Consider the following 19586-nt stretch of genomic DNA (forward strand, 5'->3'; position numbering starts at 1 on the left):
ATGCAAGTAACCACCACTCCAGAAGATATAGATGTAACTCAAGAAACCCTAAAATATATTATTTATGGTGTTGTAGGAATTGTAATATCTTTTTGGGCTGCATTTCTTATCATTAAAAAAATTGGTAAAGATCCTAAAAATATATTGCCTGTTAATTTTGCTAAAAGAATTCAAATACCGCTTCTATTATTTTTAATTGCAATAGTAATCTGGATAGGAAAAGCCTCTAAAGTATTTGAAAATGCCGAATATAATTTTGCAGCTAAACATCTTATTATCTCTTTACTGGTTATATCTATCACTTGGTTTTTAATTCTTTTTCTAAAAGTTTTTAAAAGAAGACTACTTAGCAAATATGATGTTTCTAGAGAAGATAATCTAAAGGCCAGAAAAGTATATACTCAATTTACCATACTAGAAAATATTATAATTTTTTTACTAATAATTCTTGCGGTTGGTATTATATTAATGAGCTTTGAGAGTATACGTAATATTGGTATTAGCTTACTAACCTCTGCTGGTATTGCGGGTATTATAGTTGGTTTAGCAGCTCAAAAAGCTATTGCCACATTATTGGCTGGTATTCAAATTGCTATAACGCAGCCTATACGTTTAGATGACGCCGTAATTGTAGAGGGAGAATGGGGATGGATTGAAGAAATTACTCTTACTTATGTAGTGGTTAGAGTTTGGGATAAACGAAGATTGGTAGTACCATCTACTTACTTTATAGAAAATAGCTTTCAAAACTGGACACGCACTACTTCAGATATAATGGGAAGCGTATTTTTATACACAGACTATGATATTTCTGTAGATGTACTTAGGGAAGAATTAACTAGATTATTAGAGAGTAGCCCTCTTTGGGATGGCAAAGTAAATGTTTTACAAGTAACCGAAGCTACAGAAAAATCTATGCAATTAAGAGCCTTAGTAAGTTCTAAAAACTCACCTACTAATTGGGATTTAAGAGTTTTTATAAGAGAAAATATGATTAAGTTTATTAAAGAAAACTACCCGAAAAGTCTTCCAAGAACAAGAGTTGTTTTTGAAGATAATGACTCTTCAGGCAGTTTGCAAACTTTTAAAAAATCATCTAAAAGTGATGAATAAATTCTATTAGTTCTTCTTCTTCAGTAATTCCTCCAGAGAAATTTTTTGCAGTTTCTATTAAAGCTAAGTGAGAGTAAGCTTGAGGGAAGTTACCTAGTAAGCGTTTGGTTTTAAAATCAATATCTTCACTAAATAAACCTAAATGGTTACTGTATGAAAGCAGTTTATTAAATAGTTTAATAGCTTTTTCTTTTTTACCAATTTTAAACAAGCTATTAATAAACCAAAAACTACAAATAGTAAAAGAAGAACTTGGCTCACCAAAGTCATCTTTATTTTTGTAACGGTACATTAAACCATCTTTAAGCAATTCACGCTCTGTAGCTTCAACGGTTTTAATATAACGCGGATCTTTAGCATCTATAAACCCATAATCTTCCATTAATAATGTAGAAGCATCTAAATCTGTAGATCCGTAAAATTGTGTATAAGCTTGTACTTCTTCGTTCCAAGCATTCTCATAAATATCATTAAAAATTTCTGTACGCAGTTCTTTCCAATGTTCTAGATTAGCTGTTTTATGAATTAATTCACCAATTTTTATAGCTCTATCTACTGCTACCCAACATAAAAGTTTAGAGAAAGTAAAATGCCTATCTTCTGTTCTTAACTCCCAAATACCTTTATCTGGTGCCTTCCAATTTTCTTCTACGGTATGCACCGTTCCGCAAGTAATAGTCCAGAGTTCTTCTATATTTTCTAGCGTATTTTCAAAACGTACAAATTGTTGGTAAACCACTTCCATCAAAATACCAAAAATGTCATTTTGCTTTTGTAAGTAAGCTGCATTTCCTGTTCTTACAGGTTTAGAACCTTCATACCCATCTAAATGATCTAAAATATGTTCGGTTAAATTACGCTCTCCATTTATTCCGTACATAATTTGCATTTTGTCACCTTTATCTGGAATAATATCTATAATAAATTGAAGAAATCTTTGTGCAGATTTTACGTGACCTAACTCAGAAACTACTTTAATTACCATAGATGCATCTCTAATCCAGCAAAAACGATAATCCCAATTTCTTACCTCTCCTACCGTTTCTGGTAAAGAGGTCGTTGCCGCAGCAAGCACCGCTCCACTTTTTTCATAGCTAAGCATTTTTAATGTTAATGCGCTACGTAGTATTTCATTATTGTAATAACGGTAAGAAGTAGTTTTTTCACTCCAATTTAACCAATAGGTATAGGTGCTTTGGTATTGTAAAAAAGCACGATCTATGGTTTGGTTAAGTATTTTTTCATGATAACTCATTACAAAAAAAGCATTTTCTTCTAATGTAATTTCATTTTCAGCAAGAATGTCTGCGTAATCTATATTAGAATAAAGGTATACAGAGTCGTACTTACCATTTATGGTGTGGCTCTTTATGTAATCTCCTTTTATTCTGCTAATTGTTTCTTCTTTAGCAAAAGCAGGTTTAGGGTTGTAATGAACTCTAAATTTTGGTTTACCACTCAACAAAACTACACAGCGTATAATTTCTGCTGGAGTGTGAGAATTACCATCTTCTTTAAAATAACGAGGCATAAAATCTCTTATTTCAAAGGCTCCTTCTTCTGCTTCAAACCTAGTTACAATAATATTGGACTTGGGCAGATATTTTTGGTCTATTTTATAGTCTTCAGAAGTTAGTAAACTAAAGCTTCCACCTTTCTCATTATCAAGTAACTTAGCAAAAATAGCGTCTGAATCAAAATTAGGTAAACAACACCAATCTATAGATCCTGATTTAGAAACCAATGCAGAACTTTTACAATTTCCAATAATTCCGTAATCTAAATTTTTCATTAAAGTTTGAGGGTATTTAAGGTCAATTAAATATAAAACTGTAAATTAAAAAAATAAAACTACCAACACTAAATTTTGACCAATGAAAAACAAAACTATTATTGTTTCTAACCGTTTACCACTTCAAATTTCAATAGAAAATGACAACGATGTAAAAATTTCTCCTAGTGTGGGAGGTCTTGCTACAGGGATGAAATCGGTACATCAAGAAGGTGATAGTCTTTGGATTGGGTGGTCTGGATTAACAGAAGAAGAAGTTAACCCAGAAATTCAAAAAGAAATTAATACTGCTGCAGAACAAGAAAAATGTCTTGCCATTAATCTTACAGAGCAAGAACTAGACGATTATTACTATGGTTTTAGCAACAGAACCATTTGGCCGCTATTTCACTATTTTATGGAATATACAAAGTTTGACGAAGAGCAATGGAAAGGCTATAAAAAAGTAAATGAAAAGTTTGCTGAAAAAATTATTGAAAACTTAGAAGATGGGGATACCGTGTGGATACACGATTATCAGCTATTACTAGTTCCTGGTATGGTAAAAGAGAGCAAACCAAATGTAACTATTGGTTTCTTTTTACACATCCCTTTTCCATCGTACGAGGTTTTTAGAACCTTACCCTGGAGAGAATCTCTATTAAAAGGTATGCTTGGGGCAGATTTATTAGGTTTTCATACTTATGATTATGAAAGACACTTTTTAAGCTCTGTAAGTAGAATTTTACGTCACGAAACTCAATTTAATGAGATTACACTAAAAAATAGAATTGTAAAAGTAGACTCTTTCCCTATGGGAATTGATTATGAAAAGTTTGAACAAGCAGCATTAGAGCATTTTGAAAAAACCCAAGATCAAAAATCTGAATTACAAGCAAGACTAGACCAACATCTAGAAACTTCTCCTGGCTCAAAAATGATACTTTCTATAGACAGGCTAGATTACACTAAAGGTATTGCCAATAGAATTCGTGCTTTTGAGCATTTTCTAGAAAAATATCCGCAGTTTAAAGAAAAAGTAAGATTAATTATGTTGGCAGTGCCTTCTAGATCTAATGTACCTCAATACCAAAAACTTAAACGAGAAATAGACGAATTAGTTGGTAGAATTAACGGTAAATTCTCTACCGTAAGCTGGACACCAATTTGGTATTTTTATAGATCTATGCCTTTTGATAATTTAATAGATTTATACACCTCATCAGACATAGCCTTACTTACTCCACGTAGAGATGGAATGAATCTAGTTGCTAAAGAATATATAGCCACTAGAACAGATCTTTCTGGTGTACTTATTTTAAGTGAAATGGCAGGTGCAGCACACGAGATGAATGAAGCTTTAATAATAAACCCAAATAATTACGATCAAATAGCAGATGCTTTAAAGCAAGCTTTCGAAATGCCTTTAAAAGAACAAAAAGCTAGAAATAAAATTATACAGAGAAGATTAAAACGCTACGGTATAAAAAAATGGGCAGATGAGTTTATGAAAGCTTTAGAAGGTACTAAGGTTAATCATATCTCTAAAAAAGCAACATTTGTAGAAGGTAAAACAGAAGAATATATTATGGATCTGTTTGACAAAGCTTCTAAAAAAATACTTTTCTTAGATTTTGATGGTACGTTAGTAGATTTTAACGATGATCCTGAACTTGTTGCGCCAGATGAAGATTTATTTGCTACTATAGAACAATTAAATAACAAAAATTGTGACCTCGTAATTATTAGTGGTAGAGATAAAAACTTTTTAAATACTCATTTTGGTGATAAAAACGTAACCTTAATTGCAGAACACGGATTGTGGCTAAAAGAAAAAGGTGGTGAATGGGGCATTACAGAAAACGTAAATAAAAATTGGATGAGTAGTATTAGGCCAGTATTAGAGTCTTTTGTAGATAGAACTCCAGGAACTTTTATTGAAGAAAAAGATTACTCTCTAGCTTGGCATTACAGAAAATCAGATCCGCAATTGGGTGGACAAAGAGCCAACGAGCTTTCTAGTGTTGTAAAAGATTTAACTTCTAATCACGATTTAAGTGTTCTAAACGGTAATAAAGTGATAGAAATTAAAAACAGCGGGGTTAATAAAGGTCGCGCAGCAACCAAACAACTAAAAGAAAAGTATGATTTTATTTTTGCCATTGGTGATGACTGGACAGATGAGTATATGTTTAGAGAATTACCTAGTAAAACCATCTCTATAAAAGTAGGCTTACAAAAAACAGATGCAAGCTATTATGTAGAAGATACAGTACAAGTAAAAAAATTACTACAAGATTTTGCTAAATAAATGAAGAAAATACTCCACTACTTAGCTGTATTATTTTCAATTCTATTTTCCGTAAATAGTTTTAGTCAAAATAACACACAGCTTTATGAAATTATAGATAATATCTCTTCTAATAGAATAGAAAAAGATATTGAAAAGCTAGTCAGTTTTGGTACCAGAAACACTTTTAGCGACACTACCTCTACTACCAGAGGTATTGGCGCTGCAAGAAGATGGATTAAAGCAGAATTTGATAAAATATCTAACAATTGTAATAATTGCTTAGAAGTTTTTTATCAATCTAAAATTGTTACCCCAAAAGATGGTAAACGTGTACCGCATACTACTTCTATTGTAAATGTAGTAGCTATTCAACGAGGTACAAAAAATCCAAACCATTACATAATAATGAGTGGAGATATTGACTCTCGTGCTAGTAATGCTACAGATTTTAAAACAGATGCTCCTGGCGCTAATGATAATGCTAGTGGTATGGCAGGTACTATAGAAGCCGCTAGAGTGCTTTCTAACTATCAATTTGAAAATAGCATTATTTATGTTGGACTTTCTGGGGAAGAACAAGGACTTTTTGGCGGTAAAGGTCTAGCAGAATATGCTAAAAAACACAATTGGAATATTATTGGTGTACTCAATAACGATATGATTGGTAACATTGAGGGAGTAGACGGTGTTATAGACAATAGAAGTTTTAGAATTTTTTCTGAACCTGTACCTCCCACAGAAACAGAGCAAGAAAGAAAAATGAGAAGATATTATGGTGGTGAGGTAGATGGGATTTCTAGACAGTTAGCCAGATACATATATAAAACAACCAAAAACTATCTACCAGAAATGAACCCAATGCTAATTTATAGATTAGATCGTTTTGGTAGAGGTGGTCACCATAAACCCTTTAACGATTTAGGCTTCGCAGGTGTTAGAATTATGGAAGCTCACGAAAACTATAATCGTCAACACCAAGATATAAGAACAGAAAATGGTATTGAATACGGGGATGTTCTTAAAGGTGTAAATTTTAAATATGCAGAAAAGTTGACTGAAGTAAACGCTATAAATTTAGCTAGTTTAGCTTGGGCTCCATTAGCTCCAGAAGATGTTGCAATTGGTGGCGTAGTAGAACCTTCAACCAAATTAAAATGGAAAAAATCTAATAATCCAAACATTAAAGGTTATAAAATCTACTGGCGAGATACCACCTCTCCTACTTGGGATAATTCTAGATATGTTGGTAATGTATCAGAATTTACCTTAAAAGGAATTGTAATAGATAACTATTATTTTGGTGTTGTAGCAGTAGGTAAAAATGGATATGAAAGTTTGGTAAGCTTTCCTTCTGAAGTATTTTAGATGAAATTGTTAAATATCTTAAGGAAAAAAAAGAAAATTTATAGCAAGCTTAACTATACAAAATCTAGATCAATCTACATTCTTAATATCTTTATACTAGTAATAATTTTAAAACCAATACAGAATGAACACAGGAAAAATGTTGATCGGAATTGCTTCAGGAATTTTAGCTGGAGCCGCAGCTGGAATATTACTTGCCCCTAAAAAAGGGACTGAAACTCGTAAAGATATTTCAGAAAAAAGTTCTAATTACGTAAAAGGAGCCAAAGGAAAGTTAGATGGTGTAAAAAATTCTCTCGAACATAAATTGGAAGCTTTAAAAGCAAAGAAAAACGCAATTATTGCAGACTCTAAAGGAGAAGAAATAGGATATAAAGCTAAAGAAGAATTACATAATTTAGCTAGCTAGCATAAATTTATAAAGAAAAATAAAAAAGGACTTGATACAATCAAGTCCTTTTTTATTTTTAATATTGCACACTGTACTTACTGTATTTATATTGTTATTTAAAAGAAATAAATATCTTAACCAATTTTGCTTTTGCTTAGCATTAATACTGCTAAACATAAGTGTAAATGCTCCATTATTAAATCCAACTACTCTAAAAGAAGATTTATCTTATAATAAACAAGAAAGTATAGTTGAGATTATTGTTGAAAAAGTATTTGGTGATGAAAATGCATTTGAAGAATTTGAAGATTTAGAAGAAAACTCTATTAATAAAAAAGATTTTAAATTAGATTTTCAAGCTTACTTGTTGCAAGAAAAAAACATCGTATTTAAATTACCTAAAAAGAATGTTAGTAAAAAATATCTATTTACTATAAAGTCAATATTTCAACAGGTAACTTCTCCCCCTCCTAAATTTAATTATTGTTAGCCGTATTTTAAGTAAACAATAATTAAATAAATAAAATGAAATATAATTTTTTAAAAATTATAGGTTTAGCTGTGTTTCTAAACCTATACAATAATACCTATGCTCAAAATGAAAATTTTGATAATGATAATAATAACCTACCAGATAAAGTAACCCACGCCGAACCTTTATATATAGATTTAATTAGAGATTTAGGAGCTCGAAAAGGTGAGAAAGAATGGAATGTTGGTGTTGGTTTAACAGATAAGGCTGACTATGATGAATATATAACCCTGGTAGAATATGAGTGGGCACCTATAGATAGATTAGGTTTAGAAGTAGAGCTACCCTTCTCTTTTTATTACCCTAACGAAGGAAACTATAGCCCTAAAAATAATCTTAATAGTATTAAACTTGCCGCTCAATATAGCTTTTATGTTTCTAAAAAAAATAGAGCTTCAATGGCATTTGGTTATATACAAGAATTCACTCTTACAAATTTTGGAAATTACGGAGATGGAAAATTATTTACAGGTAATGTTTATAACCCTTTCTTCATTGCAGCCAAAAGACTAGGAGCAAATTTTCATTCATTGCTTTATACGGGGCCAGTTTTTGATCATCATTTTTCTAATAACAAGGTCACAAACCATTGGCAGATTAATTCTAACCTCCACTATATGATTCCTGGATCTAGAAATTTTATTGGTGTTGAGTTTAATAAAGAAATACACGAAAATAATTTTGATATGACTATTAGACCTCAAATGAGGGTAGAGATTACAGATCGTATATTAATTGGAATTGTAACAGGTATACCTATTAGCAAAGATAACGAAAGGTTTAGCTCGTTTCTAAGATTAATTTATGAACCCTAAACATTAAATTAAGTAAAGCGCCTAAATATTTTAGGCGCTTTTTTTTATCCTAAATTTTCCTGTGTATGTAGCATTGCCTCTTTACTATTTTTAAAATAGCACACTTTTACGTCTAGGGTTTCAATATTTTTTAAAATTTTGTTTATTTTATTTTTTTTCTGCTTTTTAGTTTGCCTTATATAAACTGTACTTATATTTTCTGGAAAAATTTTCACAATATCTTCATATATAGCAGCATCTTGTTGAGAATCATCTCCTAATAAAATAAACCGTAATTCTGGGTAAAACTCAACTAAATGTTTAATCTTATAAAACTTATGGCGGTGGTCTCCACCTCCACTAAATAAAAAGTCTGCAATACCTGTTTTAATATCTTTTAAATTTAAAACTGCTTTAGGTAACTCATTTAATTTAGCAAATTGACTAATAAAATTATATAAATTCCACTCACTACTACTTACGTAAAAAAAAGCATTATTGGTAGAGTTGTCTTCTCTTCCTAATCTATTTAAAAATTTATAATGATCTACAGCTTCATCAAAAACATCTCTTTTATTAATATTTTTGGTAAGCATTACATAAAGCTTTTTAAATATATTACCAGAGTGAGAAATTAAAAAAGTATCATCTATATCACTAATCACCCCATATTCACCAGGGTATGGTTTTACAAACTCTCCCTTTTTCTCTTTTATATTTCCATCTACATTTGCGGTTACTGTAAATTTATGCCAACCACTTTTAAGTTCTTCTCGGTAAGGTATAGTTAATCTAAAATGGCCATCTTCTAAAGTTTTAGAAACTACTTGTACATTATTAAATTTAAAAACAACTTCTGCATTTGCTATGGTTTTTATGCTGAACATTCTAATTACTGCCCAAGCATGTTTATACCAACGTTTATCTAACTGAAAAATATCTGGTGCATGTTTTTTAAACAAATGTCCCATTACAATTATCTCCCGTTCATTAGCATAACTTCTATAAATTTTTAAATCAAGCTTCATAAATTATGGAAAGTATAACGTATTATAAAATGAAAAATAGATATTTTTAAGCACTTTAAAGCTGTACTATGAATTTTTTATTTATCATAAATCCTATTAGCGGAAATGAAGATAAAACCCATTTATTAAAAATGGTAAAAAATAAATTAAATAGAGAGCATCAACTTTCTATTTATAAAACTACAGGAAAAGATGATCTTCATAAAATTAAAGACAAATTATTAAACCAAAAATTTGATCGTGTACTTGTAGCAGGTGGTGACGGTACCATTAAAATGATAGCCGAAGCTATGGGAGAAAACCAATTACCTATTGGTATTATACCTGCAGGCTCTGCAAATGGTCTTGCTAGTGATCTTGACATACCAGATAATGCAAAAGATTTTGTACCTATTGCAATGTTTGGAGAAACAAAAAAAATAGACGCCATTCAAATTAACGATCAATTAGGATTACATATTAGCGATTTTGGATTAAATGCCGAATTAATTAAAGAGTTTGAAAGCAGCTTTTTAAGAGGTAAACTTGGTTATGCAATAAACAGCATAACTACACTTTTTCAAAGCAAAGGGCCTTATGAGTTTGAAATTATAACTCCTACAGAAACTTTACACAAAAAAGGAATTATGCTTGCCCTAGCAAATAGTAAAAAATTTGGTACGGGAGCAGTAATAAACCCCAACGGTAAAATAGACGATGGTATTTTTGAAATTTTAATTTTTAAAAAATTAGATGTTTTAGAAATACTAAAAACCTTAGATATAGACAAACAGCTCTCTTCAGATTTTGTAGAATGTATTCCTGTAAAAAAAGTAACAATTAAAACTAAAATCCCTGTAGACTTTCAAATAGATGGTGAATACTGTAAATCTTTAAAAGAAGTAAATGCTCATATTTTACCAAAAAAATTAAAAATAGCTATCGGTAAACAACCTTTAACTTAGCCTAAGATGTTAAGCTTATTTTAAATAATTTGTTTTGTTAAAATTGCTCTATAAATTAGCCTAAAATTTAAACCAACAATATCATGAAAAAAGTAAGCTTAATTATAGCTTCAGCAATGATTGTTTTTGCTACATCTTGTAAAGACAATAAAAAAGAATCTGAAGAGGAAGTAGACACAACAATGACTGAAGAAGCTTCTATGGAAGAAGAAACAGAAATGAATGCTTCAGAAAGTGAAATTACATTATCTAGCCTAGAAGGTTCTCCTGCTTATGAGACTTCTACATTAAAATTAAATAGCCCTAATGAAGACAATGTTGCTTCAGGCGCTCCAATAAAATTTTCTTTTGAAGTAAATGATTATGAGTTAGGTGTACCTACAGAAGGCTCAGAAAACATGGAATTAGCTAATTCTGCTAAAGGGCAACACATTCACTTTATTGTAGATAACGACCCTTACTCTGCTCATTACGAGCCTACGTTTGAAAAAGAATTAGAAGATGGAAATCACGTACTAGTTGCATTTTTATCTCGTTCTTACCACGAGTCTGTAAAAAATGCAGAATCTTTTGTAGTTAAAAAAATTGCAGTAGGTGAAACTGAAGATGATGAGTTAGGAAATGTAGACCTTACACAACCTCACTTAATTTACAGCAGACCAAAAGGTATTTACTCTGGTGAGGGAGCTAAAACCATTATGCTAGATTTCTTTTTATTAAATACAGATTTAGCTGAAGATGGTAACAAAGTAAGAGCTACTATTAACGGGAAAGAGTTTATGATTACTACTTGGGAGCCTAAGTTAATAAACGGCTTACCTATGGGAGAAAATACTATTAAATTAGAATTATTAGATGCAAATGGAGAGTTAATTGACAGTCCATTTAACCCTGTAGAAAGAACAGTTACTTTAGAAGAGTAATCTTTTAACTTACTTATAAATAAAAAGCTGCTAATATTAGCAGCTTTTTTTATGCCTACGTATAAATTTTGTTTTACATTTATTAAACTACTAATACAATTAACTAATTATGCAAACTCAACCAGATGGTTTAATTGCGGAACTTCAGGCTAAAAATCCAAAAGCTTTTGAGCGTATATACGATAGATATTCAGAAAGTACATTTGGTGTAATTAACAGTGTACTTAAAGACAAACATTTAGCTGAAGAAGTTTTACAAGATGTTTTTGTGAAAATTTGGAACAATGCAGAGTCATACAATTCTTCTAAAGGTAGGTTTTTTACTTGGGTTTTAAATATTGCACGAAATGCAGCTATAGACAAAACAAGATCTAAAGCTTACAAAAACAAACAAAAAAACTTAAAGGCAGAATATTTCGTAGATATTATTGAAGAGAAAAACAGTTTTTCTAATAAAATTGATGCTATTGGTATTCAAAAATATATTAATGTGTTAAAACCATATTGTAAAAAAATAATTAATTTACTTTATTTTCAAGGCTTTACACAAGCAGAAGCATCAGAAGAGTTAGAGATGCCACTAGGTACTTTAAAAACTAGAAATAGAAACTGTATGAATAAATTAAGAGAGATTTTAACAAACTAAATAATGGATTTAGAACAATATATATCATCAGGAGTATTAGAGTTGTATGTCTATGGAGCGCTAACAGAAGAAGAGAGTATTAAAGTTAGTACAGAACTTAAAAAGCACCCTGAAATTTTAAAAGAGGTTGAAGAAATTGAAAATGCGTTAACGCAACTTTCTATTGCTGCAGCTCCTTACAATCCAGAAACTCTTTTACTAAATATTCAGCAAAGAATAACTAATAGTAATACTTCAAAAGTTATTGAGCATCCTGCAAAAAGTAAAAAAAGTAATCTTGTACTTTACATAAGTTGGGCAGCATCAATTGCATTGTTAATTGGGTTAATTTCTGTAATTAATCAACGTAACGAATTACGAGAAAATATTAATACCATAAGTGCTACTAATATTGAATTAGAAGAGCAAATAAATATTGCTAAAAACGATGCTGAAAAAACGAAGCAACTATTAGAAGTTTTTAGAGATAAAGATATAATTACCGTACCGCTAGATGGACAACAAGTAGCTCCTGAAGCATATGCTGCTATACATTGGGACTCAAAAACTAATCAAGTTTACGTAGATGCTAAAGAGTTACCAACCCCACCAGAAGGTAAAGAGTACCAAGTTTGGTCGTTAACATTAGAGCCACTTACCCCTACAAGTATTGGATTGTTATCTAATTTTTCTGAAGATGAGAATAAAATTTTTATTCTAGAAAACCCAAATTCTTCTCAGGCATTTGGTATAACTTTAGAGCCTAAAGGTGGTAGTGAAAGCCCTACAATGGAGCAATTATATACCTTAGGTGTTATCACAGCTTCATAAACAAATAAAATATTTATAATACAAAAAAGCCTGTTCAAACAAATTGAACAGGCTTTTTAACAACTAACAAAAAACTTGAAAAAACCATTATGAGTTAAGGCTAGAAATAACATAATATTTTCATAGCAATTTTCCTCCTTAAAACTCTCTCTAAAATAATCAGCTTTTACCCTGACCTCTACTATATATACGAGAGATTAATCTACTTGGTTTTATATTTTTTAAATTTTAACATTTAAGTAGTTTTTTAGCATCGTTTTTTAAATAAATTTACTCCGTATTTTAACTTGATTTTTTATGAATCCTTCAGCTAGTGGTTGGATTAACAAACACTTTTCACATCTTCAACATACTGTTTTAGATAAAAAATTTAATAACAAACAATACTATTTAAAACTACAAGAAACTGGTTTTATATATGCACATAGTACCAAAACACTAACTTACACAGATACATCACCTATTAATTTTACGTTAGAAGAGCTTACTAAAATTAATTTATTTGATGCTTTAGCATTTGTATATTTTTCAGAAAAAAAAGAAGCTACTAAAAAGCAATTTATTGAAGATACAGTAGAGTTTTATCAATTATTAGAAAATGAGTCTATCTGGAAAATTAAACTTTCATTTTTTAAAGCTAAACCAGAAGATACATTAGAAAAAATAATACAACATCGTATTCAAATAAATGAATCTTATATTCAAAAAAACTTTAGTCATTTAATAACCAATGCTCTATTATTTGTAGATGTTTTGGCTTTTAAAGAGTATTTAACCAAACAAAAACATCCAAAAAATTATTTAATAGAATTAGAAAGTTTAATTACTAACGTGGTGATTTTGGCTTTTCAGAAAAAAACTATAAAAGATAAGTATGAAAACCTTGTACTCAAACTTTTAGAGAGTTCTTTACGCTATCATAAAATTCAACCTCAACCTAAAAAATTTGAACAACTAAATTTTAAAAATTTCACCAATCATTTTGAAACTAAATATATTTTAGATTTGGCTTCTATCACTATTTATAGTGATGAAGAAATAGAAAAGCAAGAATATGCTTTTATAGAAAAATTAGGTAACCAGCTTGGTTTTACTACTACTGAGGTAGATAAGAATATTACCAGAATGCTTCAGTTTTTAAACGCTCATAAAAACGAAATCTCTTATTTTAATTACAGTAATTCTATTCAGCATTTTTATAAAAACACTAACAGAATGGTGCGTGTTTTAATTATGAGGAATAAAAAAAGACTTTTAAAAGAAATTTTTGAGAGCAAAGAATTGGTGATTTTATTATCTAAATCTACACACAAAGATTTATCTGAAAGTGAAAAGCATAAAGTAAAAGAACAGTTGCTAGATATATGCAAAACTGTACCATCTTTAGCTATTTTTATTTTACCTGGCGGAAGTGTTTTATTGCCTATTTTAATAAAATTTATACCTCAGCTTCTCCCATCTGCTTTTAACGAAAATAGGGTAGAAAAAAACTAATTAGATAGCCACTCTTTAAAATCTTTTACACGCTCTCTAGCTACAATAATTTCTTGCTCATTAAAGTTATTTAATTTTACTTTTAAACGACTGTTGGTGTAACTAATTATATCTTGTATTGCATTAATATTTACAAAAAATTTACGACTTACTCTGTAAAATTTTTCTGGATTTAGATTGTCTTCTAAATTTTCTAGCGTATTTTCTAACAGGTAATTTCTATTATCTTTTGTATGTAAATAAGTGCCTTTATTTTCGCTATAAAAGCATTCTATATCATCTACCGGAAACATTTTTAAATGTTGCCCTATTTTTACTGTAAAGCGCTTTTTATAGGTTTTTGCAACACTCTCTGTGTTTAAAAGCTTTTTAAGTTCTGAGAGGTTTGTTGTAACTTCTTTGTTATTATTAAATTTAGATTGAAATTTATTAATTGCAGCTTCCAACTCTTCTTCATCTATAGGTTTTAATAAATAATCTACGCTATTTAATTTAAAAGCTTTTAAAGCATACTCATCATAAGCGGTGGTAAATATTATTGCGCTTTCTATGTCTATTTCTTCAAAAATTTCAAAAGAAAGTCCGTCACTTAATTGAATATCTAAAAAAATTAGATCTGGGTGCTTATTTTCTAACAACCATTGTATAGAATCGTTTACAGAATGTAAAAGTTTTTCTACAGGAATTTCTAATTTTTCGAGCATTCGCTCAAGACGACGAGCAGAAGGCTTTTCATCTTCAATAATAATAGTTCTCATAATTTTTAGGTTACTCCCAACGTTGTTGCTTATTCTCTTCTTCTTCTAAAAATTGCTTTAGTTTCTTTTCTTCCCACTCTTTACTAAACCCCGGGTTTATTCTAAATGCGTGTGCAGCATTAAATAACAGACCAATACCCCAACCAACTACAGACCATAACATCCAAGGGTAAACATCGAACCCATTTCTAAAATTTATATATGCCAAAATACCATTTATGACAATAAAAACGAATAAGTGAATGTAAAAATCTTTGAGGTCTTTTACTCTTTTTTTTGCCTCGAAGTAGCGCTTTTCTTTATTAGACATTTCCATTTTAATTATTTTTTCAGGTTAGTAATTATCTTCATCCATAAATTGCTTTATCTTTCTCTGCTCCCAATCTTTAGAGAAAAAAGGGTTTTTATCGAAAGCATCCATATACTGAAATATTAACCCTATACCCCAACCTGCAGCAGCGAACAAAAACCAAGGCAAACCAAAGCCTGTAGTAAACCAGTTTACAAAAGCTAGAAACGGAATAATAATCATATAAGAGGTTAAGCTTGCATAAAACTCTTTTTGCTTTTTTACCATTTCTCTAGCACGGTCTAGTTTTTCAAAATCTTTCATAGTTGTGTTCATAGTAGTATTCATTTTTAATTGTTTTATAGAGGTTAATTGTTTAGTTAATATGGGTAATTTTACTTGAAATGTATTTTTATCTTTTTCTATAATTACTTTTCTAGCCGTTAGTAAATCATAACGTTGTTGTATGTTTAGTAAACCATAACCAGAGCTTTTGCCTATTACACTTTTAGTTTGTAAATTATTTTTCACTACTAAAAATCCGTTTTCTTCTACTATAGAAATGTGTAGAGGTTTTTCTTCTGATACTATATTGTGTTTTACTGAGTTTTCTAACAATAACTGTAAGGAAAGCGGTATAATTTTACCTTCTGTATTTTCTAGTTTTTCAGGAAAAGTATATACAATACTATTTTCAAACCTCATCTCTAGCAAACCTATGTAGCGTTTTGCAAATGCTAACTCGTCTTCAATACCTACTAGTTCTTTATTTTTTTGCTCTAACACATAACGATATACTTTAGATAAGGAAGTAGTAAAATTTTGTGCCTGGTCTGGATTTTCTTCAATTAAAGAAGTAAGTACATTTAAGCTGTTAAATAGAAAATGTGGATCTAACTGATTTTTAAGAGCATCAAATTTAGCAGAAGCAGTACCAGCAATTAGCTTTTGCTCTGTTACCTTACTTTCTTGTATTGCTTTATAAAAGTAGAATGCGTGTAAAAACAAACCTACAATTAAAGAGAGTAAAAAAGGAAATAAATACTTTTCTGGCGTTTCATTTTCTAAAAAACCTGTAATAGTTCTATTTTGCTCTATAACTACTAAATGTAAAAATCTACACACTCCAAAAGCAATTAAAGTAACAATTGAAGAGCCTATTACACCTACTACAAATCGTTTTTTACTTTCTGTATGCCAGTTATATTTTTTCTCTAATCTTATAAAATATACTACATTAAAAACAGTAATTACAAAGCTGTAAGAAAATTGAATAAGTACCTTTTTCCAATCTAAAAAAGTATTAAAATCAAATCCGTTAAAAAGAAACTCTATAAGTAAGATTAGAAAAGTAATTCCTAAAGAGATTCTCAATAATATTTTTAATCGTTTTATGCTCATTTGTTCTTTAATTGTAAAGCAAATATCTACTAAAAGTCCTTTGTAAAAAAAAAGAGATGACTCAGTTGTAAAATTTGAGGTATGAAATGTAAAATTAAAAGTGAATCCATCTTTTTTAATATTAATAAGATAGAAAGCTATTAGATTTTAATTAAAATTTATTGTTTTATAAATGTAACCTAAACTTTAATTCGGTAAAAAAACCTGTGAAATGTAAATTTTAGTTAACCTTAATTTTAAGCACTTTCAATAATGAGCCAGTAATTTTACGCCAAATTAAAAACAACTCATTACTTATGAAAAAAATTTACTTAAGTGCATTATTAGCTCTTATTTCTTGTGTTTCTTTTGCGCAAGAAGCATTAATTACAGGTTATGTAGACTCGCCTTGTAGTGGTGCAAATGGTCGTGCTGTAGAAATTTATGTAAACGGTACCATAGATTTTACAGGTTGGAATTTAGTTAGACAAGCAAATGGCGGGGGTTATACCACAAATGTAGATCTTAGCTCTTTTGGTTCTATTACAGATAGTTTTGTATACATAACTAACGATCAAGCAATTTTTCAGGCTGAATTTGGAACACAAAGTAACATCATAGAAAATAGTACAATTTCTTCTAACGGAGATGATGCTTTTCAAATAATAGATGCTAACTCTACTGTTATAGACCGTTTTGGAGAAGACGGTGTAGATGGTACAGGTACTGCTTGGGAACATTTAGATACTTACTATCTAAGAAATAATGGAGAAACCGCTAACGGTGGAAATTTTGATGCTACTAACTGGACTTTTGGTGCTCTTAACGCATTAGACAATCAAGGTTTATGTAATACAGCTGCACAACTTAATACATTAGTTGCTTTAGGTAGTTTTGTTGCTGCAGCACCACTACCAGAAATTTATTTTGACGAAGAGTATGTTAGTGTAAATGAAAACGGAGGAAGCGTTACGCTTACTGTAGAAATATCTGAATTACCAACTACAGATGCTACTGTAGATGTTACTATTTTAACTGCAGAAAGTACTGCTGTTTCGGGACAAAATTATACTTACACAGGAGAAACTTTAACTTTTACTACTACAGGAAGTACTTCTCAAACCATTACCATTACTATACCAGATAATAGTGATGTAGAACCAGATACTATGTTAGCATTAGAATTAAGTAATGCAACCAATGCTACCTTAGATAGTGATATAGTAAGTGTAGTATATATATTAGATGATGAAATGCATGCTCCTACAGCTACACAAAACTTAGGTATTACTTTTGGTGCAAGTTATGCTATTGGAGGAAGCAATCCTGGTTCTGAGATTGTAGCTCACGACCCTAATACACAAAGATTATTTGTAATGAATAGCGGAAATGCTTCTGTAGAAATTTTAGATTTTAGCAACCCATTAAATATTTCTGCAATCTCTACCATAGATTTATCTACTTACGGTGACTCTAGTACTAGTGTAGCTCATTATAATGGTTTAGTTGCTGCTACTGCAGTACCAGATCTTGTAGGGCAAGACGGGAAGGTTGTATTTATGGATACAGATGGAGTTATTATTTCTAGTGTAGATGTAGGCTCTTTACCAGATATGATTACCTTCTCTCCAGATGGTACTATGTTATTAGTAGCAAACGAAGGTCAGCCAAACAATGATTACTCTGTAGACCCTGAAGGTACTATATCTGTTATAGATCTTACTGGTGGAGCTGCTAGCTTAACTCAAGCTGATGTAACTACTTTAAATTTTAATGCTTTTGATACGCAGTTAGCACAATTAGAAGCAGATGGTATTAGAATATTTGGACCTAACGCAAGTGTATCTCAAGATTTAGAACCAGAATATATAGCTGTTTCTGACGATAGCCAAACTGCTTGGGTTACTTTACAAGAGAACAATGCCATTGCAGTGGTAGATTTAGTAAACTTACAAATTACAGATATTTGGTCTTTAGGTTACAAAGACCATAGCTTAGCAGAAAATGCTTTAGATGCTTCTAACGATCAAGATTTTATCTTTATGGCAAATTGGCCAATTAAAGGTATGTATATGCCAGATGCTATTGCAAGTTACACTGTAAATGGTACAACTTATTACGTTACCGCTAACGAAGGTGATGCTAGAGAATACGATACTTTTGAAGAAGAAGTAGATTTAGAAGATCTTTTATTAGATGCTAGTGTTTTCCCTAACCAAGAATACTTACAATTAGACGGAAATTTAGGGAAACTTACTTTTACAGATACTCACGGAGATATAGATAATGATGGTGAGTATGAAGAACTATACGTTTACGGTGGTAGATCTTTTAGTATTTACGATGCTTCTACAGGAACTCAAGTTTATGACAGTGGTTCTGATTTTGAAAGAATTATTGAAGAAGATCCTGTTTACAATGCAATTTTTAATGCCACAGACGATGAGAATGAATTGAAAAACCGTAGCGACAACAAAGGTCCAGAGCCAGAAGCGGTAATTGTTCAAGAAATTGATGGTGTTTACTACGCTTTTATAGCTTTAGAAAGAGTTGGTGGTTTTATGGTGTACAATATTACTAATCCAGTTGCTCCAGTATTTGAAGGTTATTATAACAACAGAAGTGTAACTCCAGGAGAAGATGATATTGCAAACTTAGGAGATTTAGCGCCAGAAAGTATTGTATATGTTGCTCCAGAAGATAACTCTGAAGCTAAAGGTTTAATTGTAATTGCTAATGAAGTTAGTGCTACCATTAGCGTATATACATTAAACAACGATGTTCTTTCTACAAGCAACTATGAATCAGAAAAAAATAGTTTTGTAATTTATCCTAACCCTGCAAAATCTGAAAGAGTTTTCTTTAACCAACCAACAGATTACGTTCTTTTTGATATGCAAGGAAGAAAAGTAAAAGCTGCTAACCAAGCAACTTACATAAACGTAGCTAACTTAACAACCGGAACTTATTTAGTAAAAAACACTAATGGTCAGGTACAAAAGTTAGTAATTAACTAAACCAACTAACCAGTAAAACTTAGTTAACCACAAAAAAG

Annotated in this window: 17 protein-coding genes; 12 read left to right on the forward strand and 5 right to left on the reverse strand. The window is 30.5% G+C overall.

Translation table 11 applies throughout. The annotated features are described in order from the left end of the window. Positions 1-1113 (forward strand): mechanosensitive ion channel family protein, encoded by a 1113-nt coding sequence (locus BUC03_RS04360; protein WP_073148640.1) that lies wholly within the window; start codon positions 1-3, stop codon positions 1111-1113. Here BUC03_RS04360 and BUC03_RS04365 read toward each other — a convergent pair. Next, on the reverse strand, positions 1097-2905 hold the full coding sequence (locus tag BUC03_RS04365; protein WP_073148642.1) for a glycoside hydrolase family 15 protein: 1809 nt from the start codon (positions 2903-2905) through the stop codon (positions 1097-1099). The two genes, BUC03_RS04360 and BUC03_RS04365, sit on opposite strands and share 17 nt — an antisense overlap. Positions 2906-2987: 82 nt before the next feature. Between BUC03_RS04365 and BUC03_RS04370 the strand changes: the two genes are divergently transcribed. The 5 genes from BUC03_RS04370 (at position 2988) to BUC03_RS04390 (ending at position 8280) form a co-directional block, all read left to right on the forward strand. Continuing rightward, on the forward strand, positions 2988-5195 hold the full coding sequence (locus tag BUC03_RS04370; protein WP_073148644.1) for a bifunctional alpha,alpha-trehalose-phosphate synthase (UDP-forming)/trehalose-phosphatase: 2208 nt from the start codon (positions 2988-2990) through the stop codon (positions 5193-5195). Beyond that, positions 5196-6542 (forward strand): M28 family peptidase, encoded by a 1347-nt coding sequence (locus BUC03_RS04375; RefSeq protein ID WP_073148646.1) that lies wholly within the window; start codon positions 5196-5198, stop codon positions 6540-6542. A gap of 124 nt (positions 6543-6666) precedes the next feature. Then, positions 6667-6951: a YtxH domain-containing protein gene (locus BUC03_RS04380; RefSeq protein WP_073148648.1), complete on the forward strand. Its 285-nt coding sequence runs from the start codon at positions 6667-6669 to the stop codon at positions 6949-6951. A 64-nt stretch (positions 6952-7015) separates the two neighbouring features. Further along, positions 7016-7423, forward strand: coding sequence for a hypothetical protein (locus BUC03_RS04385; RefSeq protein ID WP_143159134.1), 408 nt, complete (start codon positions 7016-7018; stop codon positions 7421-7423). A 35-nt stretch (positions 7424-7458) separates the two neighbouring features. Continuing rightward, a complete protein-coding gene (locus tag BUC03_RS04390; RefSeq protein WP_073148652.1) occupies positions 7459-8280 on the forward strand; it encodes an HAEPLYID family protein in 822 nt (273 codons plus the stop codon). 44 nt (positions 8281-8324) lie between these two features. On the opposite strand, the gene BUC03_RS04395 is transcribed toward BUC03_RS04390, so the two are convergent. Continuing rightward, positions 8325-9287: an App1 family protein gene (locus BUC03_RS04395; RefSeq protein ID WP_073148654.1), complete on the reverse strand. Its 963-nt coding sequence runs from the start codon at positions 9285-9287 to the stop codon at positions 8325-8327. 68 nt (positions 9288-9355) lie between these two features. On the opposite strand from BUC03_RS04395, the gene BUC03_RS04400 reads away from it, so the two are divergent. From BUC03_RS04400 to BUC03_RS04420, 5 genes are all read left to right on the forward strand, one after another. Further along, positions 9356-10231, forward strand: coding sequence for a diacylglycerol/lipid kinase family protein (locus tag BUC03_RS04400; protein WP_073148656.1), 876 nt, complete (start codon positions 9356-9358; stop codon positions 10229-10231). Between the two features lie 83 nt (positions 10232-10314). After that, entirely contained in the window at positions 10315-11154 is an 840-nt protein-coding gene (locus BUC03_RS04405) for a hypothetical protein (RefSeq protein ID WP_073148658.1), read from the forward strand. 109 nt (positions 11155-11263) lie between these two features. Then, a complete protein-coding gene (locus BUC03_RS04410) occupies positions 11264-11800 on the forward strand; it encodes an RNA polymerase sigma factor (protein WP_073148660.1) in 537 nt (178 codons plus the stop codon). A gap of 3 nt (positions 11801-11803) precedes the next feature. After that, the gene (locus tag BUC03_RS04415) at positions 11804-12610 is read left to right on the forward strand and encodes an anti-sigma factor (protein WP_073148662.1); all 807 of its coding nucleotides are present in this window, start codon (positions 11804-11806) and stop codon (positions 12608-12610) included. A gap of 297 nt (positions 12611-12907) precedes the next feature. Further along, positions 12908-14104, forward strand: coding sequence for an LETM1-related biofilm-associated protein (locus tag BUC03_RS04420; RefSeq protein WP_073148664.1), 1197 nt, complete (start codon positions 12908-12910; stop codon positions 14102-14104). Here BUC03_RS04420 and BUC03_RS04425 read toward each other — a convergent pair. Genes BUC03_RS04425 through BUC03_RS04435 form a run of 3 tightly spaced genes read right to left on the reverse strand, consistent with a single transcriptional unit; the run spans position 14101 to position 16552 of the window. Then, entirely contained in the window at positions 14101-14862 is a 762-nt protein-coding gene (locus BUC03_RS04425; RefSeq protein ID WP_073148666.1) for a LytR/AlgR family response regulator transcription factor, read from the reverse strand. The genes BUC03_RS04420 and BUC03_RS04425 overlap by 4 nt on opposite strands. Positions 14863-14872: 10 nt before the next feature. Then, a complete protein-coding gene (locus tag BUC03_RS04430; RefSeq protein WP_084112802.1) occupies positions 14873-15172 on the reverse strand; it encodes a 2TM domain-containing protein in 300 nt (99 codons plus the stop codon). Between the two features lie 24 nt (positions 15173-15196). Beyond that, complete coding sequence (locus BUC03_RS04435) at positions 15197-16552, reverse strand: 2TM domain-containing protein (protein ID WP_073148671.1); 1356 nt, start codon at positions 16550-16552, stop codon at positions 15197-15199. 296 nt (positions 16553-16848) lie between these two features. On the opposite strand from BUC03_RS04435, the gene BUC03_RS04445 reads away from it, so the two are divergent. Continuing rightward, positions 16849-19548, forward strand: a complete 2700-nt coding sequence (locus BUC03_RS04445; RefSeq protein ID WP_084112786.1) for a choice-of-anchor I family protein — start codon at positions 16849-16851, stop codon at positions 19546-19548. The last annotated feature ends 38 nt before the right edge of the window (positions 19549-19586 follow it).

This window comes from Mesonia phycicola (assembly GCF_900141885.1).
In the GTDB taxonomy this organism is placed as follows: domain Bacteria; phylum Bacteroidota; class Bacteroidia; order Flavobacteriales; family Flavobacteriaceae; genus Mesonia; species Mesonia phycicola.

Coding starts and splice junctions, on each gene's coding strand:
- BUC03_RS04360 (WP_073148640.1), top strand. CDS start 1: ATGCAAGTAACCACCACTCCAGAAGATATAGATGTAACTCAAGAAACC.
- BUC03_RS04365 (WP_073148642.1), bottom strand. CDS start 2,905: ATGAAAAATTTAGATTACGGAATTATTGGAAATTGTAAAAGTTCTGCA.
- BUC03_RS04370 (WP_073148644.1), top strand. CDS start 2,988: ATGAAAAACAAAACTATTATTGTTTCTAACCGTTTACCACTTCAAATT.
- BUC03_RS04375 (WP_073148646.1), top strand. CDS start 5,196: ATGAAGAAAATACTCCACTACTTAGCTGTATTATTTTCAATTCTATTT.
- BUC03_RS04380 (WP_073148648.1), top strand. CDS start 6,667: ATGAACACAGGAAAAATGTTGATCGGAATTGCTTCAGGAATTTTAGCT.
- BUC03_RS04390 (WP_073148652.1), top strand. CDS start 7,459: ATGAAATATAATTTTTTAAAAATTATAGGTTTAGCTGTGTTTCTAAAC.
- BUC03_RS04395 (WP_073148654.1), bottom strand. CDS start 9,287: ATGAAGCTTGATTTAAAAATTTATAGAAGTTATGCTAATGAACGGGAG.
- BUC03_RS04400 (WP_073148656.1), top strand. CDS start 9,356: ATGAATTTTTTATTTATCATAAATCCTATTAGCGGAAATGAAGATAAA.
- BUC03_RS04405 (WP_073148658.1), top strand. CDS start 10,315: ATGAAAAAAGTAAGCTTAATTATAGCTTCAGCAATGATTGTTTTTGCT.
- BUC03_RS04410 (WP_073148660.1), top strand. CDS start 11,264: ATGCAAACTCAACCAGATGGTTTAATTGCGGAACTTCAGGCTAAAAAT.
- BUC03_RS04415 (WP_073148662.1), top strand. CDS start 11,804: ATGGATTTAGAACAATATATATCATCAGGAGTATTAGAGTTGTATGTC.
- BUC03_RS04420 (WP_073148664.1), top strand. CDS start 12,908: ATGAATCCTTCAGCTAGTGGTTGGATTAACAAACACTTTTCACATCTT.
- BUC03_RS04425 (WP_073148666.1), bottom strand. CDS start 14,862: ATGAGAACTATTATTATTGAAGATGAAAAGCCTTCTGCTCGTCGTCTT.
- BUC03_RS04430 (WP_084112802.1), bottom strand. CDS start 15,172: ATGTCTAATAAAGAAAAGCGCTACTTCGAGGCAAAAAAAAGAGTAAAA.
- BUC03_RS04435 (WP_073148671.1), bottom strand. CDS start 16,552: ATGAGCATAAAACGATTAAAAATATTATTGAGAATCTCTTTAGGAATT.
- BUC03_RS04445 (WP_084112786.1), top strand. CDS start 16,849: ATGAAAAAAATTTACTTAAGTGCATTATTAGCTCTTATTTCTTGTGTT.